Source organism: Luteibacter aegosomaticola (genome assembly GCF_023078475.1).
In the GTDB taxonomy this organism is placed as follows: Bacteria; Pseudomonadota; Gammaproteobacteria; order Xanthomonadales; family Rhodanobacteraceae; genus Luteibacter; species Luteibacter aegosomaticola.
Genome location: NZ_CP095741.1, coordinates 5,017,060 through 5,042,711 on the forward strand (window position 1 = coordinate 5,017,060; position 25,652 = coordinate 5,042,711).

27 protein-coding genes are annotated in these 25,652 nt (G+C 65.8%); 16 read left to right on the forward strand and 11 right to left on the reverse strand.

Features of this window, described 5'->3' with window-relative positions:
- Nucleotides 1-11 precede the first annotated feature (11 nt).
- The 4 genes from L2Y96_RS22475 (at nucleotide 12) to hemC (ending at nucleotide 3,485) form a co-directional block, all read left to right on the forward strand.
- Nucleotides 12-680, forward strand: coding sequence for an alpha/beta hydrolase (locus L2Y96_RS22475; protein WP_247330709.1), 669 nt, complete (start codon nucleotides 12-14; stop codon nucleotides 678-680).
- Nucleotides 677-1,789, forward strand: a complete 1,113-nt coding sequence (locus L2Y96_RS22480) for a sensor histidine kinase (RefSeq protein ID WP_247330711.1) — start codon at nucleotides 677-679, stop codon at nucleotides 1,787-1,789. The genes L2Y96_RS22475 and L2Y96_RS22480 overlap by 4 nt, the downstream gene beginning before the upstream one ends.
- The gene (locus L2Y96_RS22485) at nucleotides 1,767-2,477 is read left to right on the forward strand and encodes a LytR/AlgR family response regulator transcription factor (protein ID WP_247330713.1); all 711 of its coding nucleotides are present in this window, start codon (nucleotides 1,767-1,769) and stop codon (nucleotides 2,475-2,477) included. The genes L2Y96_RS22480 and L2Y96_RS22485 overlap by 23 nt, the downstream gene beginning before the upstream one ends.
- A gap of 87 nt (nucleotides 2,478-2,564) precedes the next feature.
- Nucleotides 2,565-3,485 carry a hydroxymethylbilane synthase gene (gene hemC, locus L2Y96_RS22490; protein WP_247330715.1) on the forward strand — a complete coding sequence of 307 codons (921 nt, stop codon included), beginning with the start codon at nucleotides 2,565-2,567 and terminating at the stop codon, nucleotides 3,483-3,485.
- A 124-nt stretch (nucleotides 3,486-3,609) separates the two neighbouring features.
- On the opposite strand, the gene L2Y96_RS22495 is transcribed toward hemC, so the two are convergent.
- Together L2Y96_RS22495 and L2Y96_RS22500 are read right to left on the reverse strand one after the other, a co-directional pair.
- Entirely contained in the window at nucleotides 3,610-4,467 is an 858-nt protein-coding gene (locus tag L2Y96_RS22495) for a DUF481 domain-containing protein (RefSeq protein ID WP_247330717.1), read from the reverse strand.
- A 51-nt stretch (nucleotides 4,468-4,518) separates the two neighbouring features.
- The gene (locus tag L2Y96_RS22500; RefSeq protein ID WP_247330718.1) at nucleotides 4,519-5,448 is read right to left on the reverse strand and encodes a hypothetical protein; all 930 of its coding nucleotides are present in this window, start codon (nucleotides 5,446-5,448) and stop codon (nucleotides 4,519-4,521) included.
- 214 nt (nucleotides 5,449-5,662) lie between these two features.
- On the opposite strand from L2Y96_RS22500, the gene L2Y96_RS22505 reads away from it, so the two are divergent.
- A complete protein-coding gene (locus L2Y96_RS22505; protein ID WP_247330720.1) occupies nucleotides 5,663-6,658 on the forward strand; it encodes a helix-turn-helix transcriptional regulator in 996 nt (331 codons plus the stop codon).
- 16 nt (nucleotides 6,659-6,674) lie between these two features.
- Entirely contained in the window at nucleotides 6,675-7,631 is a 957-nt protein-coding gene (locus tag L2Y96_RS22510; protein ID WP_247330722.1) for a patatin-like phospholipase family protein, read from the forward strand.
- Between the two features lie 97 nt (nucleotides 7,632-7,728).
- Here the strand turns inward: L2Y96_RS22510 and L2Y96_RS22515 are convergent, their stop codons facing one another.
- From L2Y96_RS22515 to rsmG, 6 genes are all read right to left on the reverse strand, one after another.
- Nucleotides 7,729-8,445 (reverse strand): glycosyltransferase family 2 protein, encoded by a 717-nt coding sequence (locus tag L2Y96_RS22515; protein WP_247330724.1) that lies wholly within the window; start codon nucleotides 8,443-8,445, stop codon nucleotides 7,729-7,731.
- A 107-nt stretch (nucleotides 8,446-8,552) separates the two neighbouring features.
- A complete protein-coding gene (locus L2Y96_RS22520) occupies nucleotides 8,553-9,281 on the reverse strand; it encodes a DUF3379 family protein (protein ID WP_247330726.1) in 729 nt (242 codons plus the stop codon).
- Entirely contained in the window at nucleotides 9,278-9,817 is a 540-nt protein-coding gene (locus L2Y96_RS22525) for a sigma-70 family RNA polymerase sigma factor (protein ID WP_247330728.1), read from the reverse strand. Before L2Y96_RS22525 ends, L2Y96_RS22520 begins: the two co-directional genes overlap by 4 nt.
- Nucleotides 9,818-9,838: 21 nt before the next feature.
- A complete protein-coding gene (locus L2Y96_RS22530; RefSeq protein WP_247330730.1) occupies nucleotides 9,839-10,714 on the reverse strand; it encodes a ParB/RepB/Spo0J family partition protein in 876 nt (291 codons plus the stop codon).
- Nucleotides 10,715-10,723: 9 nt separating this feature from the next.
- Nucleotides 10,724-11,566, reverse strand: a complete 843-nt coding sequence (locus L2Y96_RS22535; protein WP_247330732.1) for a ParA family protein — start codon at nucleotides 11,564-11,566, stop codon at nucleotides 10,724-10,726.
- A gap of 128 nt (nucleotides 11,567-11,694) precedes the next feature.
- The gene (rsmG, locus tag L2Y96_RS22540) at nucleotides 11,695-12,324 is read right to left on the reverse strand and encodes a 16S rRNA (guanine(527)-N(7))-methyltransferase RsmG (protein WP_247330733.1); all 630 of its coding nucleotides are present in this window, start codon (nucleotides 12,322-12,324) and stop codon (nucleotides 11,695-11,697) included.
- A gap of 119 nt (nucleotides 12,325-12,443) precedes the next feature.
- On the opposite strand from rsmG, the gene L2Y96_RS22545 reads away from it, so the two are divergent.
- Together L2Y96_RS22545 and L2Y96_RS22550 are read left to right on the forward strand one after the other, a co-directional pair.
- Complete coding sequence (locus L2Y96_RS22545) at nucleotides 12,444-12,965, forward strand: antitoxin Xre/MbcA/ParS toxin-binding domain-containing protein (protein WP_247330735.1); 522 nt, start codon at nucleotides 12,444-12,446, stop codon at nucleotides 12,963-12,965.
- Complete coding sequence (locus L2Y96_RS22550) at nucleotides 12,962-13,441, forward strand: RES family NAD+ phosphorylase (RefSeq protein ID WP_247330737.1); 480 nt, start codon at nucleotides 12,962-12,964, stop codon at nucleotides 13,439-13,441. The genes L2Y96_RS22545 and L2Y96_RS22550 overlap by 4 nt, the downstream gene beginning before the upstream one ends.
- A gap of 64 nt (nucleotides 13,442-13,505) precedes the next feature.
- Here the strand turns inward: L2Y96_RS22550 and L2Y96_RS22555 are convergent, their stop codons facing one another.
- Nucleotides 13,506-13,940: an SPFH domain-containing protein gene (locus L2Y96_RS22555; protein WP_247330739.1), complete on the reverse strand. Its 435-nt coding sequence runs from the start codon at nucleotides 13,938-13,940 to the stop codon at nucleotides 13,506-13,508.
- A 292-nt stretch (nucleotides 13,941-14,232) separates the two neighbouring features.
- On the opposite strand from L2Y96_RS22555, the gene L2Y96_RS22560 reads away from it, so the two are divergent.
- Genes L2Y96_RS22560 through L2Y96_RS22570 form a run of 3 tightly spaced genes read left to right on the forward strand, consistent with a single transcriptional unit; the run spans nucleotide 14,233 to nucleotide 16,391 of the window.
- The gene (locus L2Y96_RS22560; protein WP_247330741.1) at nucleotides 14,233-14,502 is read left to right on the forward strand and encodes a hypothetical protein; all 270 of its coding nucleotides are present in this window, start codon (nucleotides 14,233-14,235) and stop codon (nucleotides 14,500-14,502) included.
- On the forward strand, nucleotides 14,502-14,765 hold the full coding sequence (locus tag L2Y96_RS22565; RefSeq protein ID WP_247330743.1) for a hypothetical protein: 264 nt from the start codon (nucleotides 14,502-14,504) through the stop codon (nucleotides 14,763-14,765). Before L2Y96_RS22560 ends, L2Y96_RS22565 begins: the two co-directional genes overlap by 1 nt.
- A 3-nt stretch (nucleotides 14,766-14,768) precedes the next feature.
- A complete protein-coding gene (locus L2Y96_RS22570; protein WP_247330745.1) occupies nucleotides 14,769-16,391 on the forward strand; it encodes a PepSY-associated TM helix domain-containing protein in 1,623 nt (540 codons plus the stop codon).
- 3 nt (nucleotides 16,392-16,394) lie between these two features.
- Here the strand turns inward: L2Y96_RS22570 and L2Y96_RS22575 are convergent, their stop codons facing one another.
- A complete protein-coding gene (locus L2Y96_RS22575; protein WP_247330747.1) occupies nucleotides 16,395-17,171 on the reverse strand; it encodes a hypothetical protein in 777 nt (258 codons plus the stop codon).
- Between the two features lie 92 nt (nucleotides 17,172-17,263).
- On the opposite strand from L2Y96_RS22575, the gene L2Y96_RS22580 reads away from it, so the two are divergent.
- Together L2Y96_RS22580 and L2Y96_RS22585 are read left to right on the forward strand one after the other, a co-directional pair.
- Nucleotides 17,264-18,010 carry a GNAT family N-acetyltransferase gene (locus L2Y96_RS22580; RefSeq protein WP_247330749.1) on the forward strand — a complete coding sequence of 249 codons (747 nt, stop codon included), beginning with the start codon at nucleotides 17,264-17,266 and terminating at the stop codon, nucleotides 18,008-18,010.
- A gap of 54 nt (nucleotides 18,011-18,064) precedes the next feature.
- On the forward strand, nucleotides 18,065-18,991 hold the full coding sequence (locus L2Y96_RS22585; RefSeq protein ID WP_247330750.1) for a M14 family metallopeptidase: 927 nt from the start codon (nucleotides 18,065-18,067) through the stop codon (nucleotides 18,989-18,991).
- 5 nt (nucleotides 18,992-18,996) lie between these two features.
- On the opposite strand, the gene L2Y96_RS22590 is transcribed toward L2Y96_RS22585, so the two are convergent.
- Nucleotides 18,997-20,184 (reverse strand): MFS transporter, encoded by a 1,188-nt coding sequence (locus L2Y96_RS22590; RefSeq protein WP_247330752.1) that lies wholly within the window; start codon nucleotides 20,182-20,184, stop codon nucleotides 18,997-18,999.
- A 90-nt stretch (nucleotides 20,185-20,274) separates the two neighbouring features.
- Between L2Y96_RS22590 and L2Y96_RS22595 the strand changes: the two genes are divergently transcribed.
- From L2Y96_RS22595 to L2Y96_RS22605, 3 genes are all read left to right on the forward strand, one after another.
- Nucleotides 20,275-20,856, forward strand: a complete 582-nt coding sequence (locus L2Y96_RS22595) for a TetR/AcrR family transcriptional regulator (RefSeq protein ID WP_247330754.1) — start codon at nucleotides 20,275-20,277, stop codon at nucleotides 20,854-20,856.
- Nucleotides 20,857-21,216: 360 nt separating this feature from the next.
- A complete protein-coding gene (locus L2Y96_RS22600) occupies nucleotides 21,217-22,209 on the forward strand; it encodes a LacI family DNA-binding transcriptional regulator (RefSeq protein WP_247330756.1) in 993 nt (330 codons plus the stop codon).
- Nucleotides 22,210-22,445: 236 nt separating this feature from the next.
- Nucleotides 22,446-25,466 (forward strand): TonB-dependent receptor, encoded by a 3,021-nt coding sequence (locus L2Y96_RS22605; protein WP_247330758.1) that lies wholly within the window; start codon nucleotides 22,446-22,448, stop codon nucleotides 25,464-25,466.
- Nucleotides 25,467-25,652 lie beyond the last annotated feature (186 nt).

A 25,652-nucleotide genomic window follows, 5' to 3' on the forward strand; every position in this document is an offset into this window, starting at 1 on the left:
GACCGATCCCCATGCCCCTGCCCACCGTCGAACACGAAACCCGCCCGTCACCCGAGTGGTCGGTGATCTGGCTGCATGGCCTGGGTGCCGATGGCAATGACTTCGCGCCGATCGTGCCGGAGCTGGTCGATCCGTCGTGGCCGGCCATCCGCTTCGTGTTTCCGCATGCGCCGGTGCGCCCGGTCACGGTGAACAACGGTGTGCCGATGCGTGCGTGGTACGACATCAAGGGCCTGGCCATCGCCGACAAGCAGGACGCCGAGGGCATCCGCCTTTCCATCGGCGAAGTCGAACAGCTCATTGCACGCGAAGAAGAGCGGGGCGTGCCTGCCTCGCGGATTATCCTGGCCGGTTTCTCGCAGGGTGGCGCGATGACGCTTTCCGCGGGCCTGCGTCACAAGGCATCGCTCGCCGGCCTGCTGGTGCTCTCCGCCTACCTGCCGCTGCACGACACGATCGAAGCCGAGCGTAGCGGGGCGAACCAAGCGACCCCGATGTTCTGGGGCCACGGCGTGGCCGACCCGATCGTGCCGCTCGCACTGGGCGAGCAGTCGCGCCAGCTACTGGAAACCCTGGGTCACCGCATCGACTGGCATACCTACCCGATGGGCCACCAGGTGAGCCTGCCGGAGATCAACGATATCCGTAGCTGGATGAGCGGGATCTTCGCCGAGGCGTGACGCTACGCGCGGCGGGCCTGCCGGGCATCCGGCATACTCGCCGCATGCCCAGGGCGACCCACGACCAACCCACGACGCCTCGCGCGTCGGCACCGCTGCCGGACTTCTGCAGCCTGCCGACGCTGTTCGCGTTGCTGGTGGTGGGCACGATCACCTCCTGCCTGATGTGGCTTGCCCCGGGCGGTGAACTCCACCTTCGCTCGCTGTCGGTCGGTGTGCTCTACAGCGCCTGGCTTTCGGTGCTGCTTACGGTCGTGCTGTGCAAGGCGCGGCCGCTGATGCAGCGGCTACCGGGCATGCTGCCGTATGCCGGCGTCTGGGGCGTGCTCATGGCGATGGTGGGCATCACCAGCCTCACCGTGGCCTGGATCGACCATAACCTGGGTTCCGGATTGACCCCCGTGTCGATCGCCCGGTTCGTGCGCGATACCTTGCTGGCGACCGGGCTGCTGGGGGCCGCCTTGCTGCGCTATTTCTACGTGGTCGCCCAATGGCAGGCCCGCGTGGAGGCGGTCGCTCAGGCACAGGTCGCCGCATTACAGGCGCGGATCCGCCCGCATTTCCTGTTCAACAGCATGAATGCCGTGGCCGCTCTGATCCCGGTCGACCCCGTGGCCGCCGAACGCACCGTGGAAAACCTCGCGGAACTGTTCCGTGCCGCGCTGGGTAGCGAGGGCAGTGCGCAGGGCACGCTGGGCGAAGAGTGGCGGCTGGTGGATCACTACCTGGATATCGAATCGCTGCGGCTGGGTGATCGCCTGCGCGTGGAGCGCGATATCGCCGTGCCCGAGGCCATGCCAATGCCCCGGCTGCTGTTGCAGCCGCTGGTGGAAAACGCGATCCGCCATGGCATCCAGCCGTCGCGCGAAGGCGGCGTGCTGCGCCTGGGTGGGCGGCATACGCTGGGCGGCGTCACCCTCACGGTGGATAACCCGCTTTCCGACGGGCCGACGACGCCCGGTACCGGCCATGGCCTGCGTAGCGTGCGCGAGCGCGTGCGCCTGCATTTCGGCGAGCGCGCCACGGTGAAAGCCGAAGCGCGCGATGGCCGCTTCATTGTCACCCTGTTCCTGCCGGAGGTAGCGAGTGCGCGTCCTGGTCGCCGATGACGAACCGCTGGCCCGCGCGCGCATGGCGAGCCTGCTGGCCCGCCGTGCGGACGTGCAGCTGGTCGGCAGCGTGGCCGACGGCGAAGCCGCGCTCGCGGCCTGCGCCAGCGAGCGGCCCGATGTGTTGCTGCTGGATGTGGAGATGCCCGGGCTTTCCGGCACGGCGGTGGCGGCGAAGCTGGCTGCGTTGCCCGTAAGGCCGCAGGTGGTGTTCTGCACCGCGTACGAGCAGCACGCGTTGAGTGCGTTTGATCTCGGCGCCACCGATTACCTGCTGAAGCCCGTGCGCGCGGAGCGGCTCGATGAAGCGCTCGACCGTGCCGCGGCCCGCCTCGTGGCCGCGCAGCCCGTCCGCGGCAGCTGGCTGCGGGCGCGCAGCGGTGGCGACGAGGTGCGCATTCCGCTGGCCGATGTACTGTTACTCACCGCCGGCGAGAAGTACGTGACCGTGGAGCACACCGGCGGCTCGCGGCTGATCGACGATTCCCTGCGCCAGCTCGAAGTGGCCCTGGGCGAGCGGGTGATTCGCCTGCATCGCAATTGCCTGGTGCCGCGCGACCGGCTGGTGGGCCTGCGCACCCTGGCGGATGGGCGGGTCCTCGCCCGGCTGGCCGGCACGGAGAGCGCGCCTGAGGTGAGCCGGCGTAACCTCGCCACCGTGCGGCTGATGCTGCGGGCCGACTCGTAAGCCGCTTGCGGCTTACGACCGCGCTGCGCGACGACAGCGTTTTACGGGACAATTAGGGTATTGCCCTACGTGCCCTCCGGAATCCCCATGCCCGCACCGCTTCGCATCGCCACCCGCAAGAGCGCGCTCGCCCTCTGGCAGGCCGAACACGTGGCCGCCCTGCTGCGCCAGGCGCATCCCGGCCTGGTCGTCGAACTGGTGCCTCTCTCGACCCGCGGCGACGAGGTGCTCGACCGCTCGCTGGCGACCATCGGCGGCAAGGGCCTGTTCCTCAAGGAACTGGAAGTGGCGATGGAAGAGGGCCGCGCCGATATCGCCGTGCATTCGCTGAAGGATGTGCCGGCGGTGCTGGAGCCCGGGTTCGCGCTCTCGGCCATCCTGCCGCGCGCGGACGCCGCCGATGGCTTCATCAGCAACGCCTACTCGACGATCGCCGAGCTGCCAAACGGCGCCCGGGTAGGCACATCGTCGCTACGCCGCCAGGCCCAGCTGCGTGCCCTGCGCCCGGACCTGCAGTTGCTGGACCTGCGCGGCAACATCAACACCCGCATTGCCAAGCTCGATGAAGGCCACTACGACGCCATCGTGCTGGCCTGCGCTGGCGTGGACCGGCTCGGGATGGGGGGCCGCGTCCGCACCCGTCTGGCCAGCCCCGACTGGCTGCCGGCACCCGGCCAGGGCGCCATCGCCGTGGAGATCCGCGACGGCGATACCCACGTAGCCGAACTGCTCGCGGCGATCGACGACGCCGACACGCGCCTGGCGATCGATGCAGAGCGGGCGTTGAATGAACAGTTGGGCGGCAGTTGCGCCGTGGCGATCGGCGCGATGTGCGTGGTGGCCGAGTTTGGCCTGACCCTGCACGGCCTGGTGGGCAATGCGCACACCGGCGAGCTGATCCGCGCACAGGCGGACCTGACGAGCGATAACCCGGTGGAACTGGGCCACACCGTGGCAGCCATGCTGCTGGAGCAAGGCGCCGACGAGTTCCTCAAACCCCAGCGTTAAGGGAATCCCCCGTAGGAGCCCACCCTGTGGGCGACGCCTTTCGCGAGAGCGCCACAGGGCCTGCGGCGGTGAGGCAAAAGATGTCGCCCACAGGGTGGGCTCCTACGGAAAGAGCGACGGCTCGTCAGAAGTTGTAAACGAGGTTCGTCGTCATCAGCTTATCGGTGCTGACCGTGCCCGGCTGCGTGTCGCTGTTGTAGCGGATCTGGTAGCCAAGCTTCAGCGCCATCTTCTTGGTCATGCTGACCGAGAGACCGAGATCGTTCTGGTAGTACTGGTTCTTGGAGCCCGCTTCCACCAGGAACGTATCTTCCAGCGCGGTGTTATCGGTGAGGCGGTACTTGGCATTCACCAGGCCACGGCCGACCACTTCGCTCTGCGCGTTGGGCTGGGTGGTCACGGCGACCGTGGTGCCATCGGGCTGGGCCACGTCCTCGGTGGTCTTCGCCGGCTGGTAGCGCTTGAAACCGGGACCGATTTCGAAGGAGAGCTCGGCACGCTCGTTCTTCAGCGCGATGTAGCCGTAACCGACCGAGACGATGCCCTGCCAGAGGTTGGCGCCGAAATCGTCATGCTCATAGCGCGCCGCGGTGACCACGTAGCTGCGCGGATCGAACTTGTAACCCACGGACGCGCCGCTGTCGTAGCGGTTGGCCGTGGTGCTGAACTTGTCGATGGTGTTGCCTTCGGAATCGACCACCGAGACATCGCCCTTCGAGCGCAGGCCGTTGAGGTAGAAGTTGTTCTTCCACACCTCGTTTTCCTGCGCCAGGCCGAGCTTGGCGTTGGCGTTCTCGGTGCGCGAGTTGCCGCGCGAGGAGGCAAAGCCGAATTCACCGGTACCGGTCCAGCCACCGTTCTTGGAGGCATCGGAGCTCGGGGCAGCGCCGCCGTTCTCGTTGGCGGTGGAGAAGGTGTCCTGGGCGTGGGCGGCCAACGGCAGCGCGGCAAGGACAAGCGAGGCGAGGAGGATCTTTTTCATCGTCTACCCGAAATGTGGAAAGAAAAGTGGTATTGGGGGTGGACTGCTTATTCAGCGCCCGGCGAACTGGGCCAGGGCGCGCCCATACAGCCGTTGCTCCAGGCATTGACCGATAACGCAGCTTAACGCGGCCATACCGGCGGCCACCGCCACCAGCGGGCCCGTCGGGTGTGAGACCAGCAGGGTGCAAGGCAACCCTACGGATAGCACGGCGATGCCGAAGCACCAGGCCAGGAGCGTGCCCACGCCGCTTTCCGGCGCGAAGAACCGGCCTGCGCCGCGCTCTTCCGCCAGCTGGCGCAAGGCCCGCCAACGCATGCCCTCGATCACGCCAAGGACCAGACCGACGGCCAGCATGCTGAGCCGCCAGGGATTCAGCGGGCCGACCACCGTCTCACTCTGTAGTGCGACGCATAGCCAGAACCATAGCCCGCCTGCGAACACGGCGGATACCGCGCGCCCCAGGGGCTGCGCGTTCGCCACCGAGGCGAGCGGTGCCGGCATGTCCCGCGCCAGCCCACGCGCCGTGTAAATCAGCGTGGCGAGGCTGCAGATCATCAGCGCCGCGCCAGCCAGCCGCGTGGCCCAGAAATCGTTATCCCCCCGCGCCAGCCCACCCAGGGCCAGCATCGGCAGGTAATTCGCCATCGCCACCATGCCTTCCGTGGTCGGCAACATGCGCCTGAACGGATCCCAGCCATGCCATTCCCGGGCGAAGCCAAGGCGTAGGCACGTGGCCACCAGGCCCAGGCTCACGAGCACCAGCCCGAACGAGAGCGGCACCAGCACGTCGCCCCGGCCATCCGGGTAGGAACCCAGGGCCACGGCGGTGCCAAGGACCATCCACAGGCCGTACCCCGTCGCGGTCGCGGTCTGGACGACCACGGCAGGAAGGGAGAACAGGCGTTGGGCACGCAAACCGCCATCCGGCTGGCCATCGGGGCCCAGCGCGACGGCAGGTGCGTCGTCGGGTTGCGCCATGGTCGGGGGTTTCGGCGATGGCAAAGGGGTTCATTTTTGCGCCTAATGGCCCCGGGCGCAAACGCCGGCCACCCGGGCCCGGGCACCTGGCCGTCTGGCGTAGTGCGGCAACCCTTGCGGACGGCCCCCGCCAACGCCATGCTTGTTGCGCGTAGATACGGGCGTCACGCCCGCGCGGACACACTTTGCTTAGCTCCACCTGCCGGCGAAACCCATGGACCGCTACGAGCGCATTCTTACCCTGCACCGACTCCTGAAGTCCGCGCATTATCCGGTTCCGCTTTCGCGGCTCATGGATGAGCTGGAATGCTCGCGCGCCACCCTCTACCGCGACGTGGCCTTCCTGCGCGATGCGCTGGGCGCCCCGGTGCAGAGCGTGGCTGGCGACCAGGCTTCCTTCCGCTATGAAGCGGGCGAGGGCGATAGTTTCGAACTACCCGGCCTGTGGCTGACCAGTGATGAACTGGCTGCCCTCATGGCCCTCAACGAACTGATCGGGCGTTCCGATCCCGGCGTGCTGGCCGGGGCGCTCGCACCGTTCAAGGCGCGCATCGAGCGCCTGTTGTCGGACCATGGCAGTGGCAAGGCCCTGCCGGTGGATCGCATCCGGGTGATTTCCTGGGGTGCACGCAAGCTCGACCAGCAGGTGTTCCGGATCGTGGCGGGCGCGGTGCTCGAGCGTCGCCAGGTCACCTTCCGCTACCGGGCCCGCACCACCAATTCCGATACGCGCCGCACGGTGTCGCCGCAGCGCCTCACGCATTACCGCGATAACTGGTACCTCGATGTGTGGGACCACGACCGCGAGGCGCTGCGCAGCTTCGCCGTGGATCGCATCGCCGAGCCGCAGGCCCAGGAAGCGCGCGCGAAGGACGTGGAAGAGACCGAGCTCAACGAGTTGCTGGCGTCGAGCTACGGCATCTTCGCCGGCAAGCCGAAGGCATGGGCGACCATTCGCTTCTCCTCGCACGCCGCGCGCTGGGTCGCCGATGAGCACTGGCACTCGCAGCAGAAGGGCGAGTGGCTGCCCGATGGCCGCTATGAGCTGAAGGTGCCGTACTCGAATTCGCGCGAGCTGCTGATGGACGTGCTTAAGTACGGCCCGGATGCGGAGATCGTCGCACCGCTGCCGCTGCGCGAGGAAATGAAGATCCTGCTGCAGCTGGCCCTCTCCGGCTACCAGAACGGCAACAACGGTAACCACCACTGATCGTGTACAGGGTTCCATGAGCGACTTTGATATCGCCGATCCCGGCGCCCTGCCCGCCACGAGTGGCCAACCTCGCAAACCCCGCGTCGCGCTCGCCCTCGGTGCGGGCGCGGCGAAGGGCCTTGCCCATATCGGCGCCATTGAAGCGCTGGAAGAGCGCGGTTTTGAAATCGTCGCGGTCGCCGGTACGTCCATGGGCGCGCTCGTCGGCGGTATCTACGCCATGGGCAAGCTCGACGTGTACCGCGATTGGGTGTCGACGCTTGCGCGCTTCGATGTGCTGCGCCTTGTCGACTGGAGTTTCTCCGGTGGCGGCTTCATCAAGGGCGACCGGATCATGGCCGCGCTGCGCGAGCTGATCGGCGAAGTGAATATCGAAGAGCTGCCGATCGGGTATACCGCCGTCGCTACCGATATCGACCGCGAGCGCGAGGTGTGGCTCACGCGTGGGCCGTTGTTCGATGCGATCCGCGCTTCGATCGCCATCCCGACCTTGTTCCGGCCCTATGCGCATGAAGGCCGCCGGCTCGTCGATGGTGCGCTGCTTAATCCGTTACCGGTGTTGCCGCTGATGCGCGAAGACGCGGATTACGTGGTGGCAGTGAGCGTGGATGGTGCCGCTGAACTGCAGAAGGCGCCGGAGAAGGATGTCACCGCCGTGCCCGACCAGGGCTATGCGGCGAAACTGGGCCGGCTCATCGGCAAGGTGTTGCCGGGTTCGGCTGAATCGAAACTGCGCCGCGATCCGGGCGCGTTCGAGTTGATGACGCAGGCGATGGACCTGATGCAAGCGAACCTTTCGCGCCTGCGTCTGGCCGCGTACCAGCCCGACCTGCTGGTCGAGCTGCCGCGCAATGTCTCGGCGGTGTACGAGTTCTATCGAGCGCGCGAGCTCATTGAACTGGGGCGCGAGCGCACCGAGGCGATGCTGGATAAGTGGGTGCCGCGAGAACTAGCACCCCGCAAACCGTAGGAGCCCACCCTGTGGGCGACGCCGTTCGCGAAAGAGCCGCAGGGCCTGTAGCGCCTTGGCGAAAGATGTCGCCCACAGGGTGGGCTCCTACGAGGGGTTAGAATTCTTCGGTCTTCGTGACCTTGGCGCGGCGCATCAGCCACGCGACGCCGCGCAGGTCGGCCAGGCCGACCCACAGGCGATCGAGCATGCCGTACTTCGAGGTGCCCGCCGTACGCGGACGATGGCCCACCGGCACGCTCTGGCTGGCGTAACCCGCGCGCTTGACCAGCGCCGGCAGGTAGCGGTGCATGTGGTCGAAGTAGGGCAGGCGCAGGAAGGTCTCGCGCTCGAACAGCTTCAGACCGCAACCGGTATCCGGGGTGCTGTCCTGGAGCATGCGCGAGCGCACCGCGTTGGCGATCTTCGAGGAGATGCGCTTGTTGAAGCTATCGCGGCGGGTCACGCGCCAGCCAGCGAACAGCTTGAGATCGGCACCCGCGCCCGCGCGGGCGGCCAGCAGCTTCGGGATATCGGCCGGGTCGTTCTGGCCATCGCCATCGAGCGTGGCGACCCACGGCGCGCGCGCCGCGCGCACGCCATTCCACACGGCGGTGCTCTGCCCGCTGCGGGTCACGTGGTGGAGCACACGCAGCTCCGGGTAATCCTTCTGGGCCGCCTTGAGCACGGCGAGGCTGTCGTCGCTGCTGTCGTCGTCGACGTAGATGATTTCGAAGTCGATCCGCCCACGCAGGGCCGCAGCGATCTCGGCGAGGAGGGGCGGGATGTTGTCGCGCTCGTTGAAGACGGGCACGACCACGGCGAGGTCGGTCATCGCGGTTCCGGGGCGGGTAGCAGGAGTCGGGCGGCATTATCGCCCATGCGACGTTGCAATAGGCCGCGCCCCCGGCACTCGTTCAGGTCCGCTAACCCGGCGCGCTCCTACAGGGATGCTGTGAGGTTTGAACCGTCGATGGCGGCGCGCCAGCCGCGCTCGGCCGTATCCATGGCCTTGTGGCTGGCGCCCTGGGCGAGGATCACCAGAGTGCCCCCGCTGAGCTGGACCTCGCGACCATCCCAGCCACCACGGTGGAACGTGCCAGGGGTGCTATCCATCTTGCCGGGCATGTACAAGGCCACGACCGGCTCGTCGTCCATGCGGGTGACGGCGTGCACGGCCGGGTACTGGCCCACCGTGCAATCGTGGACGTAGGTGACCATCGCCGGGGCAGGGCCCTTCAGATGGGTAGCGCGGCCGATGAAGCCGGCTTCGACGTCATCGTCGGTCATCGGGCGCGTGAGGGTCAGCGAGGCCATTTCATACGGCATATGCGCCACGGACATCGCAGCCAGCGAATGCTGGTCGGTATAGCGCCAGAGCATGCCGACGCCGGCGAAGGCGATCAGCACCGAGGCGGCCATGGCCATCCACGCGCGGCGGTGGCCGAGCTGCGTGCGGCGCTCGCCCGTGGCCTGGGCCAGCAGGATGCGATCGGCTAACCCATCGGGCACCGGCACGGCCATCGCGGCCTCGATGTCATCCTCGAAGCGTTGGGTACGCTGCCAGAAGGCGGCGCACCCTTCGGTGCAGGTATCGCGGTGGGCGAGCAGTTCCGGATCGCGCGAGCGCGGTTCCGTGGTCAGCCGGCGGCGGAATTCGAGGCAGTTCATGTCCGGCCCCCCTCGGCCGCGGCGCGGCCGCCGAGCAGGCGCTTAAGCTGCTGGCGGGCGCGGAACAACTGGGTCATCACGGCGCCGGCCTTCTGGCCGGTGCTTTCGGCGATCTCGTCGGCGCTCATGCCGGCAAGTACCTGCATGGCGAGCGGCTCGCGATACTTGTCGGGTAGGCGGCTGATCGCATCGCGAACCTGGGCGGCGTCACCGCTGCGTTCCGGGCTGGCGAAGGCGGCATCTTCGACGACGTTGTCGTCCAGTTCGACGATTTCGAGCCGCTTGCGCTCGTAAAGGCGGGCGTGTTCCCGACGCAGGATAGTGAACAGCCAGGGCTTGGCCGACTCCGCATCGCGGAGCGCATCGAGGTTTTTCCACGCGCGCAGGAAGGTCTCCTGGACAAGGTCCTGGGCGACCGTTTCGGAGCGCGTCAGCCACCAGGCAAACCGATAGAGGTCGGCCGAGAGGGCGCGCACCATGGCTTCGTACTGGCGCTGCTTCGGGTTCACATCCTCTTGGACCGGGAGCTTCGCCATTTCCTTACACCACGGCCTGGCTCAGCGGATCTTGCTGAGGATGCCGTCCAGCTCGTCGTTGCTGTGGTAATGGATGACGAGCTTGCCCTTGCCGCCGCGGCCCTGGGCCACTTCGACGCGGGTGGCGAAGCGTTCGGCCAGCTCACGCTCGAGGTTGGCCACGTTCGGGTCCATCGGGCCGGCCGACTTGGCCTTGCCCTTCGGCTCCAGCTGGGCCTTGCGCGCGGCTTCCTCGAGTTCACGCACCGTCCAGCCGTTGCGGGCGGCTTCGCGCGCCAGCGGTTCGGCGATGGTCGAGGGCAGGGTGAGCAGGGCGCGGGCATGGCCCATTTCCAGCTTGCCCTCGTCCAGCAGCTGCTTGATCGAAGCGGGCAGCTCGTTGAGGCGGAGCAGGTTGGACACCGACGCACGCGAGCGGCCGACCGCATCGGCGGCCTGCTGGTGGGTGAGGTCGAATTCATCGACCAGGCGCTGCAGGGCCTGGGCTTCTTCGAGCGGGGTGAGCTCCTGGCGCTGGATGTTCTCGATGAGCGCCATGGCGAGCACGGACTGCTCGGGCACATCCTTCACCAGCGCGGGGATCTCGCTCATCTGCGCACGCTGGGCGGCGCGCCAGCGGCGTTCGCCGGCGATGAGTTCGTAGCTGTTCTTGCCGATGGAACGGACCACTACCGGCTGGATCAGGCCCTGGGCCTTGATCGAAGCGGCCAGTTCGTCGAGCGCTTCATCGTTCCAGTGCCGGCGCGGCTGGTACTTGCCCGCCTGGATATGGTGGATGGGCAGCGTGCGCAGCTCGCCTTCCTGCTCGATCACCGAGGGCGCGGCTTCCGGACCGGCGCCGCCGCCGAGGAGGGCATCCAGGCCACGGCCGAGGCCACGTTTTTTCGCTGCTGCCATGGTGGCTCCTTAAGGCGTGGTCGGGGTCGCGTCGGTGGCGTCCGCCGAGGCTTCCCCGGTTTCGGCGCTACCGGCGATGGCACCCGCCAGGGCGCGTTCGCGGCGGATGATCTCGCCGGCGAGGCCAATATAGGCGATGGCGCCGCGCGAACCGCGGTCATAAAGATGGATGGGCTGGCCGTGGCTGGGCGCCTCGGCAAGGCGCACGTTGCGCGGAATGATCGAGCGGAGCACCTTGTCGCCGAAGTGCGTGGTGAGCTGCGCCGAGACCTCGTTACCGAGGTTGTTGCGCACGTCGTACATGGTGCGCAGCAGGCCTTCCACTTCCAGCGCCGGGTTCAGCCGCTGGCGCACGGCCGAGATGGTATCCAGCAGGCTGGAAAGGCCTTCGAGCGCGAAGTACTCGCACTGCACCGGAATCAGCACGCCATCGGCCGCCGTGAGCGCGTTAAGCGTCAGCAGGTGCAGCGAGGGCGGGCAGTCGATAAGGATGGTGTCGTAACGGTCGGCCACCTTGGCCAGCTGCTCTTTCAGGCGCTGCTCGCGGGCCATGCCGTCCATGAGCTTGAGCTCGGCGGCGGTGAGGTCGCCATTGCCCGGCAGCAGGTCGTAACCGGCCTCCGTACGGACCAGCACCTCGGCGATACCGACTTCACCCAGCAGCACTTCGCAGCCGTTGGGCTTGGCTTCGTGCTTATCCACACCCGACGCCATGGTGGCGTTGCCCTGCGGATCGAAGTCGACAAGCAGCACCTTACGCTTCGCGGCAGCAAGCGCCGCGGCGAGGTTCACGGAGGTGGTGGTCTTGCCGACGCCGCCCTTCTGGTTGGCGACTGCGATGATGCGGGCCATGGAAAGTCGCTAGCTACCGTGCACGGAAGGGGCGCTAGCGTAGCATCTAGCGCGTAAACCCTGCAGGCCACCCCATGCGGCCACTCCCGTGGGAGCGCGCTTGCACGCGATTGCGCCAGCGCCGACGCTCAATCGCGCCGGATAACGACCAGATGCCGCTCGCCGTCGACCCCCGGCACGGAAAGCGTATGGATAGCCTCCACCGAGAAGCCCGCCGGCACGCCCGCCAGCTCGTCCTCGGGATGCTTCCCCTTCATCGCCAGCCAGGTTCCGCCCGGCGCCAGCAGGTGCCCACCCCAGCCGAGCATGTCGGCCAGTGAGGCAAACGCGCGGGCGGTGATGCACTCGAAGGTGCCTTCCACGTCTTCCACCCGGCTCTGCAGCGCCTTCGCGTTGCCCAGCTTCAACGAACGGATGGCCTCGCGCAGGAAGCGCACCTTCTTCCCGTTCGAATCCACCATCAGCACTTCGCGCGCCGGTTCGGCGATCGACAGCGGGATGCCGGGCAGGCCGGGGCCCGTGCCCAGGTCGGCCAGCGAACGGCCATGTACGTAGGGAAGGATGGCCAGGGAATCGAGCAGATGGAGATTGATCTGAGCCCGGTCCTCGCGGATCGCGGTGAGGTTGTAGGCCGAATTCCAGCGCTCGAGCAGCTCGCGGTAATCGAGCAGGCGCTCCACGGCGCCTTCGGGCAGGGTCACGTCGAGCTGGGCAATGCCGCGTTCGAGCAGGGATTTGAGGTCGTCGCGGGCAGTCATGGCCTGAACATCGTCTACGAAGCGGAAATTATCGCCGTAAGCAGCCGGGCACACCACGACCCACACGAAGCTTAAATGAGCTATATTGAACACTCAAATGGCTTACGGAGCTGGCAACCATGGCCGAGAGCGAGAAGAAAGGCACGAAGACCCGGGCGCGTCGCGTTCGGAGCGTCGCTGATAGCAGCCCGATGTACCGGCTGAACATCGAGTACCGCTCGATCGCCCTGAGTTCGCCAAGCGAAAAGTCGACCATGGTCCGGAAGGGCCTGTCGCCCGCGTTCGTGAAGCAGATGGCTCATGACCTGGCCATTGATCAATCGGTGCTCACCGATTCGATGGGCATCGCACGCAGCACGTTTACCCGCAAGGCAAAGAACCACGAAGCGCTGTCGAGCGGGGAAAGCGCCGTAGCGCTCGGTCTGGCGCGCATCGTCGGCGAAATTGAGCGCATTCTCGCTGAAAGTGGCGACCCGGAGCAGCTGAAGGACTTTGACACCGCCGAGTGGGTGGGCGTCTGGCTGCGCGAACCGGTCGCCGCGCTGGGCGGGCACCCTCCGCTCGATTTCATGGATAACCCGTACGGGCAGGAGACGGTCCTGCAGCTGGTCGGGCAGATGCAGTCCGGGGCGTTTGCGTGACGGTGTTCCTGTGGCGGATCGCCACCGAGGCCGCCGCATATACAGCTGACGATATGACCGGCAAGGGTGCCGAACTCACCGGCGGCCGCTGGAACCAGAAAGGCACGCCAATGGTGTACGCGGCTACGTCGCTCGCCCTGGCCGCGCTCGAGGTGGTGGTCCACCTGCCCCGCGCACCCATACCGCTCAACCGCTACATCATCCGGATCGCCGTGCCCGATCCGGTATGGGATGCCCGCGAAGCGATTAACCAGGATACGGCTCCCGCTGGCTGGGATGCCGAACCGGCTGGCCTGACGGCGCGACGCTTTGGCGAAGACTGGATCAAGCGCGGCAGCAGCTGCCTGCACGCCGTGCCCTCGGTGGTCGTGCCACTCGAGCAGAACATCCTCATCAATCCATTGCACGCTCACGCCGATCAGCTGAAAGCCGAGAACCTGGGCAAGTTCACGTTCGATGCGCGCATCCGGCCGTGACATAAAAAAAGGCGACGTTGCCGTCGCCTTCTAAAAAACGCACACGCGTTCTCTTCTTATGTGCTTAAGCCGCGTCGAGCTCGACACGGGTAACCAGCATGCCGCGGGCGCGAAGCGAGCCATTCACGGCGTGCTTGAGCTGGGTGCCGACCGCGCGGCGATCCGCGGCGTGGGCCGTGGCGGAATCGCGCAGGGCGGCAACAACGTTGCTGCGGATGAGTTCCGGGGCTTCATCGATCACCGGATCGGCCGCTTCCGGCTCGAGCACCTGCCAATAGACAGTGCCACCCTCGAAGCGCAGCACCTGGCCGCCGAGGTCGATCTTGTGGGTAATGCGATCGAGGAAGGGCAGCACCACGTGGGTGCCGGCCGACAGGAGGGCGGGGCTACGACCGATGCGACGCACGCTGAAGACCTGTCCTTCCGGCACACGCTTGAACGAGGCGACCGTGAGGACGCTGGCGACAAGGACGGTGCTGAGGAGGGCGATAGTCAACATGGCATTTACATCAAGTAGTTACGCTGTTTTCCTGTCTCGCGGCGCACCGAGATCGCGCACCACGCTGATCGAATGAGGGGTTAACTCTAAACTAACGAGAGGGGTTAACGCTAGTTTTACCAAACCCCCATATTCAGTTAGCGGATGGGTTGGTCAAAACTTGAGCGCTGGGCATTTTTTGACCAGCCAGCGTGTGAGCCAGCCGGAAAGCGGCATGGCGCGGGGCCAACGGGTTTGACCCGCCAGCGGCAAATGATAACAATTATCAATAACTCACCCGACCGGTCGCGCCATGAATGTCCTTGGCTGCCTGCTGGCGTTCGCCGCCATGGCGCTCGCTTACCTTTCCTCCCGCAACCAGCGCGCGCTGGCGCGGCCGCTGGGCCGTGGCGGCAAGCTGGTAGCGGCGGTGCTGACGGTGCTGGCCCTGGTCTGCTGGGTGGCCGGTGAAACCACGCTTCCGGGAATTTTCTCAACGCTGACCGCCCTGATGTTCGGCGCGGTGGTGTTCCCCTACGTGCTCTGGCTCCTGAAACCGGCAGCCGAACGGAAACCCCGCTGATGCTTGCCAAGACCTTCGCCGGAATTCTCTTGGGCTTGCCGCTGTGCATGGCCATCGTCGGGCTGGGTGCCTACCTGTGGCCAGGGTCGACCGAGTCCGTGCTGATCCCCTGGCTCGCGGGGTTCTTCCCGCTATGGACGGTGGTGATCGCCGCTACTTATATGTTCCGCACCGGGGTGAGGGCATGGGCCTGGCTGGCCATCGCCAACGTGGGCGCGTTTGCCGCGCTGTTCCTCGCCAAGCACACCCTGCCCGGTATCTGAGCCATGAAGTCCAGCACCCTCCGCACCTTCACCACCGTGCACACCTGGACGGGCCTGCTCGCCGGCTTCGCGCTGTTCATCGCGTTCTACGCGGGCGCGATCACCATGTTCCATGACCCGATTGATGTCTGGGCCCTCCCGAAGGCCGAGCTGGCCGATGCGCAGGTGATGGACAAGGCCGGCGCGATGATGGCCGACATCGTGGCGAAGCACCCGGCGGCGCGCGAATCGATCGGCGTCACCTATGCGGCGGGCCATCCCTCGCACGAGGTGTCGGCGTACTGGATGGAGAAGGATGGCACCTGGATGACCCAGGCCATCGACGATGCCGGTGCGCACGATGCGGAAGATCACGAGCACGGCCTCGCCGACTTCGTCTACGAACTGCATTACGACCTCGGCATTCCCGAGATCGGCATCTACCTCATGGGTATCGTCAGCGTCATCTATGGCCTGGCCCTGCTCACCGGCGTGCTGATCCACCTGCCGAACCTGCTGCGCGAACTGTTCGCCCTACGCCCGGGTCACAACCTGAAACGCTTGTGGCAGGACGCCCACAACGTCATCGGCATCCTTAGCCTGCCCTTCCACATCATCTTTGCCGTGACCGGCGCCTTGCTCTGCCTCACCCTGGTGGCGCTGATGGCGTTCAATACGGTGATCTTCGACGGCAAGCTGATGAGTGCGTTTGAACGCATGACTAGTGCGCTGCCGGATACGGCGGCGATGACCGCGGCCGCGCCGAAGAGTGACGGCACGGTGCCGATGCTCGCACCGGCCGAACTTGGCGCCATCGCACGGAAGGCGGCGATCGCCGCCGGTGCCGCCAACTTCGAACCTGATTACATGCGCTACGTGCACTACGGCCAGCCGGGCGCGGCGGCGGAAGTGCGCGGCACCTCGGAAAAAACCCTCGGCGAGTACGGCATGGTCGCGCTCGATGCGAGCACCGGCCGCATCATCAACATGCAGCTCACCGGCGCGCGCGATGCGAACCATGCGACGTACTCGGCGATCTTCGGCCTGCACTTCGGCACGTTCGGCAGCCTCTCGCTCCGCTGGCTCTATTTCGTCCTGGGGCTGGCCGGCGCCTTCCTGTTTTATTCGGGCAACCTGCTCTACATCGAAACCCGACGTAAGCGCCGCCAGGCCGAGCAGCCGATGAAGGTGCGCGCGATGGCGACAGCCACGGTCGGTGTCTGCCTCGGCACCTGCTTCGCCATCTCGGTGATGTTCATCGCCAATCACCTCGCGCCGTACCTGGGCGCCGAACCTACCCATGTCGTGCAACCGGTCTGTTTCATCACCTTCTTCGCCGCCATCGCCTGGACGTTCTGGCGGCGGCCGGCCAAGGCCGCTGTGGACCTGTTGTGGGCCACGGCGGTGACATCGGTCGCGGTGGGTGTACTCGACATCGCGCTGCACGGCGAACGGCTGAGCCGCACCCTGGCAGAGGGCCGTTACGAGGTACTCGGCGTCGATCTGGTGGCCATGGCGATGGGCGCGGGCTTCGGCTGGCTGGCCGTGGCGACGCGGCGGCGGGCGGTCGCGGGGGATCCGTGCAGCGTCTGGGCAGCGAAAGCACCGCGCGCACGCGGGTCGACGACAGCCGTGCCCGAAGGCTGATCGCTACGGGCCCGCCTTTTGGCGACTGGATGGGCACGGCCCCTGCGCCGTCGTGTGCGACGCGAACACGGCATCACGCAATCGCTTGTCCGACTCGGGCATGTCGATGGCGAAGGTATAGAGCTCTCCATTTTCTATACCGACAAAGTTCATCCACGCATGCACCAGCGGGGAATCCTTCTCAACGTAATCGTAGATGGCCGTGCAGGCATCAGGGTGCGAGAGACGGACCACGTGCTCCCGCATCGCAAAACGCTGTCCTGGCTGAGCCATGTCATTGGCCAGCATTTCCTTGCGCACGTGCGGAAAGAACGGCGCGGCCTCCTCCATCGCGCTCCACGCGCTTAAAACCATCCCGTCAAACAGCCAACCATGTGCCGAACCACCGGGCGCATCGAACTCGATACCCATCGTGCTATTGCTGGTCAGCATAACCATGCTGGGCCGCCACCCGCGCGGCATCAACGCCCAGGCTCCCGTGAAGACGAGCATGAGCCGGTCGCGCAAATCGGGGGGGATAGTGATATCGACCGGCGTCGGCGGACCTACCTCCTGCCAGTTTCCATCGGTATCCCGGTAACCGAGGCGGTAGGCCGGCATGTCGGTGATGGGTTGCCCGGAAGCGTCCACCGCTACCACGGGCGTCATCCTGAAATCATGGCCATTCACGAAATCGCCACGATGCGCGGGGCCAGGTATGTCGTGCAGTTCGCCGGCCGTAGCGCTGGCGAGAAACAAAAAAGAAACAACACCCACCCACCACCTGTGGTGCGCCGGCATGATCCATCCCCTGTGAGCCTGCGGCACTATACGCCGCGGCGGTTACAATGCAGAAGCCACGCACGGTGTGCGACTGATCGAGGAGGTGGATGGTGAGCGACCCGGGCAACGAACCGCACGCAGAGCTTTCCACCCCGATCTGGCAGGCGCTGGGCACGCGGCAGGCGCACCTTGGCGAAGCCAACGTGCTGGCCCGGCGCTATCAGGCGGATGTGGCACCTTTCGCCGCCGTCGCGGAGGAGCTGCCGGAAGCTTTCGATGCCCTCGCCGAGCTGATGCGCCCGGGCGAGATCGCCGCCGTCCTCTCGCGCGAGCCACTCGCCCTGCCACCCGGCCTGCGCTCCACACCGCTAGGTGCCGTGCACCAGATGGTCGCCGAGTCGCGCATTGATCCGGCCGCAGGCTTCGGCGCGGGGATCCTTGAGCTGACCGACGCCGATGTCGACGACATGCTCGCACTCACCCAGCTAACCAAACCTGGTCCCTTCGCTCGCCGCACTAACGCGATGGGCCGGTATATCGGGCTACGTGAAGAGGGGAAGCTCATCGCCATGGCCGGCGAACGCATGCGCGTGCCTGGCTATACCGAGGTGAGCGCGGTCTGCGTGGACCCGGCCCAGCGCGGGCGCGGCCTCGCCGCCCTGCTTATCAACGTGCTACGCGACGAGATCGAACGCCGCGGCGAGATCCCGTTCCTGCACGTGTTCGGCGGCAACCAGTCGGCCATCGCCCTTTACGAACGCCTCGGCTTCCGCCTGAGCCGCGTCTTCATGCTTAACCAGGTATCGCGCGCTGGCGACGCCGTCGGTGCCACGACAGCGCCGCTCCACGCGGACTGAGACTTCCCTCCGGCGTATACAATCGGGCCTTCCGCAGCCGTAGAAGCCAACGCCATGAACCACCCCGCGCCTTATCCCATCGGTACCCCCGGCCAGCCCTGGGGCCCGGCTGAGTTCACAGCGTGGCGTGCGACCCAGGCGAAACAGCGCAGCTACGCGGACGAAGTGGAGAAGGCGATCGATGGCCTGAGCGGCGCCTTCGATGTCGAAAACTATGGCTCGGTGAACTATGCCGGCGAGACGTACACCTTCCATGCCCTACGCACTCGCGACTGGCGCGATGAGCTGCCGGTGATGGTCGTAACGGGCGGCGTGCACGGCTATGAAACCAGCGGTGTGCACGGTGCGCTGCAGTTCCTGCGCGAACACGGCAACGACTACGCCGGCCGCGCCAACGTACTCGTCGTACCGTGCGTCAGCCCGTGGGCCTACGAGCGCATCCATCGCTGGAACTACGATGCGATCGACCCGAACCGCAATTTCCGTGAAGGCAGCCCGGCGGCGGAGTCGGCGGCGCTGGTGAGCCTGCTGGCACCGATCGCCGACAAAGTGCTCATGCACATCGACCTGCACGAGACCACCGATACGGACGAATCCGAATTCCGCCCGGCGCTCTCCGCGCGCGATGGCAAGGAGTACGAGCCGGGCGAAGTGCCGGATGGTTTCTACCTCGTCGACGACGCCGACAAGCCGCAGCCCGAGTTCCAGAAAGCGGTGATCGAAGCGGTGGCCAAGGTCACCCACATCGCGCCGGCGGATGCCAACGGCGAAATCATCGGCTCACCCGAAGTCGCGCACGGCGTCATCGAATATGCGTTGAAGCCGCTCGGCCTGTGCGCCGGCATCACCCCGGCGCGCTACTGCACCACCACCGAGGTGTATCCGGACAGCCCGCGTGCCACGCCGAAGGAATGCAACGATGCGCAGGTAGCTGCCGTGCGTGCGGCGATCGATTACGCCCTCGCGCACCCGGCCGGCTAAGACGCTTACGGGGTCACCGGCGCGTGCACGTGATGCGCACGCGCCGTGATCCACACCAGCCCGGCAAGCGTTAGCGCCACGATCACGCCGCCGTACAGATGGATCGCCGCCGACAGACCGTAGTGCTGTGCCAGCGCGCCAACGGCGATGGTCGGCACGCTGAAAGCCAGGTAGCTCTGGATATAGAACGCGGCCATGAGCCGGCTGCGCTCATGCGGTTCGGCGCGCGGCATCACGCTGCGAACGGCGCCAAGGAACGAGGCGCCGAAGCCCGCACCCGTAATGATCGACGCGCCAAGCAACCAGGCGCCCGAACCGATCACTTCGCCGACGAGCACGAGTAGCAGGCCGCCAGCAAGCATCACGGCACCCAGCTTCAAGGAGCGGATCGCCGGGTGGCGCAGCCCCTGTAGGACCGCCGCCGCGCCACTGAGCATCAGCGCCGCAACTACAAGCCCACCGATCCAGGGCGACGTGGAGTGCGTCGTCTTCGCCACCAGCGACGGCATCAAGGACAGATAGAACCCGCCCAGCATCCACAGGGCGACATTAAGCGGTGTCACCGCGCGCAACGCGGGCCGGGCACGTTCGGGTACGGCAACGTGCGGAAGCAGGCTGGCAACGGCGCCGGGCTTCGGCGTGGCGGTCTCAGGCGTGCCACGCGTCAGGACCAGCGCAAGCACCAACACGCCGATGACGACGAGGTACACGCCCTGCAGCGGCGCGGGCGCGAGCACGGCCAGCGCCGTGCTGCCCAACGCACCAGCACCCATGCCGATCAGCGGCGCCATGCTGTTCACGGTGGCGCCGCGCTGCCGGTCGATATCGAGGATCGCGGAAGGAAGGGCCGACATGGCCACACCCGTGGCGACGCCTTGCACCACGCGCGCCGCCAGCAACCAGGCAGGGCCGGCCGCCGACAGGAAGACGAGCATCGCGACGACATCGAGCACGATGGCGCCCGTGATCACCGGTTTACGCCCCAGGTGATCGGAAAGACGCCCGGCGAACAGCAGCGCCGCCAACAGGGCGAACGCATACACCGCGAAAATCACCGTGAGCAGGGTGGGCGTGAAATGCCACTGCGCCTGGTACAGGCGATAGAGCGGCGTCGGCGCGGTGGAGGCGCCGATGAATGCCATGAGGGTAAAGGTATGCACGGCCATGGGCCGGCGAACGGCGAGGGCGTTCATGGGTTTGCCTAAAAGCAAAGAATGAGCGTTAGTCTACGCCGCACGCGCGCTAAAGCAACTATTTAGCCTTTAGGAGTATGATAGGCAGCCATGAACGACATTGCACCCTCACCCAGCCGCGCCGCCGGCCCCCGTCCGGGCGGTCGTAGCGCTCGCGTCCAGGCCGCCATCCACCAGGCGGTACGTGATCTGCTGGCAGAGGGTCCGCGCGAGGCAGTGACCGTGCCGGCCATCGCCGCCCGCGCCAGTGTCACGCCCTCCACGATCTATCGCCGTTGGGGCGATCTCTCCCGGCTGCTGGCCGATGTGGCGGTGGAGCAGCTCCACCCCGAGGGCGAGCCAGCCGATACCGGCAGCTACCGCAGCGACCTGGCCACGTGGCTCGAGCAATACCGGGACGAGATGTCGTCGGGCCCGGGCCGAACGATGCTGCGCGACGTGCTGAGCGCCACGAATGGGGAAAACAGCGGGCGATGCCTGCTTTACTGCACCACCCAGCTGGACCTGCTCCGCGAAAGGGCGCTGGCTCGCGGGGACACCCCGCTGGCCACTCAAGCCATCATCGACGGCATCGTCGCGCCGATGATGTACCGGCTGCTTTTCGCGGCCGATGCGCCTTCGGCGGCCGACGTTTCACATTGGTTGGACGAGCAGGTAAGTCGCGCTGGCTGATCCAGCGGCGACGTCCCGATCTCCCATTCACCCCCGCAAGAACTCACTCCGGAGAGCCTCGCTTCGGCGTTTAGCTGCGTAGGCAGCCATTCAAAAAGGTGAACGTTTCGCAAAGATTCGTGCTGCACCGCAAAAGTTCAGTGTAGACCACCCAACACGCCGTTTTTAAATAAGTTTTTACTAAGCCACCTCAAGTGGTATTGCACGTAATAACGTTTACTCGTGCAGTGCAACAACCCCTTGATTTAACAGGCTTTACACGGCTGGTGAAAACGTTTACGTTCCGCGCCGTCGAACCCCGGTGGGGCCGGGGAGCAGGGCGATGACTACGTGAGTGTGACGATCAAAGACGTCGCGAGGATGGCCAACGTATCCGTGGCCTCTGTTTCCCGCGCACTGAATGGCCATGGCGGTGTGACCGCCGAAACGCAGAAGCGCATCCGCGAGGTAGCGGCACGCCTGCGCTACGTCCCGCATAGCGCGGCACGCAGCCTGATCACCCGCCGCACCCAGACGATCGGCGCCTTGTTGCCCGATCTGCACGGCGCGTTCTTCTCCGAACTCATCCGCGGTATCGACCTGGCGGCGCGTGCGCGCGGCCTGTACCTGCTGGTGTCGAGCTCGCACGGCGATGCCACCGAGGCGGCTATCGCGCTGCGCGCCATGCAGGGCCGCGTCGACGGCTTGCTGGTGATGTCGCCGCATGCCGACGCCGCGTTCCTCGACGAGAATCTCCCGATCGTGCTGCCCACGGTGCTGATCAACAGCCACGTGCGCTCCGAGCGCCACGCCGCCCTCGATGTCGATGACTTCGGTGGTGCGAAGGCGATGGTGGAACACCTGCTCGCCAGCGGCCGCAAGCGCATTGCGTTCATTGCCGGCCCGGAAGTGAACCACGACGTGCAGGAGCGTGCCCGTGGCTATCGCGAAGGGCTCGCTGCCGCAGGCCTCGGCGATACCGCCACCGTGCTGCAAGGCGATTTCAGCGAAGAATCCGGTTACCGCATGGCGCAGGAAGTGCTGGCGATGTCGCCGCGTCCCGATGCCATTTTCGCCGCGAACGACATGATGGCCATTGGCGCGCTCTCCGCGCTGGCCGAGGCAGGCGTGCATGCGCCTGACGAAATCGCCGTCACCGGCTTCGACGATATCCCGATGGCGCGTTATGTCTCGCCGCCGCTCACCACGGTGCGCGTGCGCATCGCGGAGCTTGGCGAATCGGCGCTTGAGCGCCTGGCCCTGATGATCGAATCGCCCGATGACGCCGCACCTGAGCCGCGCGTCATTGGCACCGAACTCGTCGTACGCGCCTCTTGCGGCGCCAGCGACAAGGGACGTCGACGGACGAACTGATCCGTCGAATGCATTACGCGGCTTGCCGGGCCGTGGCTGGAATCCAGGACGGCGTCATTGATGGACAGCGAGAACCATTCGGTCCGAACGCGGAACGGGCGGGGGTACGGGGTAGATCGCCTTTGAACAGGTGGCAACGACCACTGCGACGCGACCGAAAGGTCGACCGTCGTACCCATGCCCAGCCGGACCGGGGACACACACACAGAGAATCAGGATTGGGAGAGAGGGGTACCATGAAAGCTCCGAAGCAGATGAAGAAGAAGCTGCTGTGCGGCATCATCGCCGCCACCATCGTCGCGGTCGTTGCACCGACCACCACGATGGCGCAGTCCGCCAATGCCACCCTGCGCGGCAAGGCCACGCCGGGCGCACAGGTCACGGCGTTCAACCCGCAGACGGGTCTTACCCGCAAGACCACCGCGGGTGCCGATGGCAGCTACACGCTCAACGGCCTGCCGCCGGCGACCTACCAGGTCGACGCTGGCCCGGGTACGCAGCAGAACGTCACGCTGACGGTCGCTTCTACCGCCCAGCTCAACCTCGCTGCCTCGACCGCCGCACCGGCTGCGACCAGCGCCAACGCGACGTCGCTCGAAGGCGTGAGCGTGGCTGCGACCACCCTGAAGGAAGTGCGTACGCCGGAAGTGGGTAACACCATTTCGCTGCACGAGATTGCCACGATCCCGCAGGCATCGCGCAACTTCCTCGAGTTCGCCGACACCGTGCCGGGCATGGTTTTCAACGTCGATGCGAAGGGCAACACCTCGCTGCGCGGCGGCGCCATGAACACCAGCTCCGCGAACGTCTACATCGACGGCGTGAGCCAGAAGAGCTACGTAAAGGAAGGCGGCGTCTCCGGCCAGAACAACAGCCAGGGCAACCCGTTCCCTCAGCTCGCCATTGGTGAATACAAGGTCATCACCAACAACTACAAGGCAGAGTACGACCAGGTGTCGTCCGCTGCGATCACTGCCGAGACCAAGTCGGGCACGAACGAGTTCCACGGTGAAGTGTTCGGCACGTACACCAACGATGCCTTCCGTAACCGCACCCCGATCGAGAAGACCTCGGGTAAGACGGACTCGGAATCGAAGGAATACGGCTTCGCCATCGGCGGCCCGATCATCAAGGACAAGATGCACTTCTTCCTGACCTTCGAGCAGAAGAAGTTTGATACGCCGATCTCCGTGGTCCCGAACAGCGTGAACTACGCTGGCGATGTGACCCCGCTGCTGCCGGCAAGCGTGCAGTCGGAGCTGGGCTCCTCGAACCTCAACTTCGACGAGAAGCTGTACTTCGGCAAGATCGACTGGGAACTGACCGATCGCGACCGCATCGAAATCAGCACCCAGGTCCGTCGTGAAACGCAGATCTCGGGCACCGGTACCGGCACCACGGCGTCGGCCTCCGTGAACAACGAGAACCACGACACTCGCGCGAACTTCAAGTGGGCGCACAGTGCCGACAGCTGGTACAACGAGCTGATCTTCTCGTACGAGAACGCGTACATCGCTGCCAACCCGGCATTCGCGGGCAACGGTTACCAGTACACCTGGCAGCCGGATCCCAACAACCCGGCCATCATCGCTACCGGTTCGGCTGACCCGCGCTCCACGCAGAACAAGAGCCAGGAAGGTCCGAGCGTGTCGGATACCTTCACCTTCAACGACCTCGAGTGGCAGGGCGACCATGTCGTCAAGTTCGGCTACAAGTTCAAGGCCGTTGAGCTGAAGGCTTCCGACGCAGCGGCGCAGAGCCCGCAGTTCTACTACGACGTGAACCCGACCGGCACGACAGCCGAGCCGTGGCAGGTCTTCTACGCCTCGAATCTCCCGGGCCAGGACGGCGTGGCCAAGACCCACGCTCGCCAGTACGGCGTGTTCGCCCAGGACGACTGGTCGGTGAACGATCACCTGACCCTGAACCTCGGCGTCCGCTGGGATTACGAAGCGAACCCGTCGTACACCAACTTCGTGACCTCGCAGCGCGTGCTCGATGCGCTGAACTCGCAGAACCCGTACGCCGGCGCCTTGCCGGGCCAGACCTACGCCGATTCGCTGGCGGCTGGCGGCGTGAACCTCAACGATTACGTCAGCAACGGCCACAACCGTAAGAACTTCAAGGGCGAATGGCAGCCGCGTCTCGGCTTCTCCTACGACCTGTTCGCTGACGAAGAGCACGTGATCCACGGCGGTGCCGGTCGCGCCTACGACCGCAACCTGTTCGACTACCTGCAGACGGAAGTCACCAAGCAGTCGCTGCCGCAGACCACCCTGCGCTTCAACATCCCGAGCCATCCGTGCGACACCACCTCGTCGACCTGCGTGCCCTGGAACCCCGAGTTCCTTAACGGCCAGAACGTGCTGCAAAACTACCTGGTCGGCGGCAACTCCGGTCAGGAAGTGGATCTGCTCAACAACAAGCTGAAGGCGCCGTACAGCGACCAGTTCAGCCTGGGTATGTCGAACACGATTGGCGACTGGCAGACCGATGCCACGGTGACCCGCGTGCTCAGCCGTGACGGCTTCGCCTTCACCCTCGGCAACCGCTACCCGGATGGCTCGTTCTGGAAGAACAAGAGCCAGCCGTGGGATTACCCGATCCCGAACGTGGGCGGTCTGATCCTGGGTGATAACGGCATCTCGACCCGCACCACCCAGGTGCTGCTGTCGGCGCAGAAGCCGTACACGAAGGAATCGGGCTGGAGCACCAGCTTCGCGTACACGTTCTCGCACGCCAAACAGAACCGCGACATCAACGAGCACTACTCGTTCGACGAAGCGACGATCGGTGACTACCCGTACATCACCTCGAACGCGGTCGCAAAGCATCGCCTCGTTGCCACCGGTGCGCTCGACCTGCCGTGGGGCATCAACGCGTCGATCAAGCTGACCCTGGCCACGCCGCTGCCGAAGAACGACGGTGCCTGCTACGGCCAGCTCGAAGCCAATGGCTCCGGCTGCGTGCCGATGGCGGCGACGCCGAGTGGCTCGAAGTTCCTGGTGGGCGGCGATATCTGGGGTTACCGCGATATCGATATGCAGTTCACCAAGGACTTCATCATCAGCGGCGACACCAAGATCTACGCCCGCTTCGACATCCTGAACCTGTTCAACTGGCATAACTACGCCGACTACAACGTCAACTGGGGTAGCGGTGGTGTGCTGAACAGCGACCCCGTCACCTACAACAAGAAGGGCAACATCGTGTACCTGCCGCGCACGGCGCGTTTCACGGTTGGCCTGAAGTTCTAACGCTGCAACCCGGCCCGGGCGGGAGGCTCCCCTTTCCGCCCGGGCCACCCTTGGCGTCCACGAGTCTCCCCGTGGACGCCTCTTTTGTTTCGATGGAAGTCCCTTCGGGGACTTTTATTTGGTCCAGCGCCGTAAACGTTTACGCTAGGCGGGCCACCGGCACCCGCGAGCCGTCCCCATTCGGTT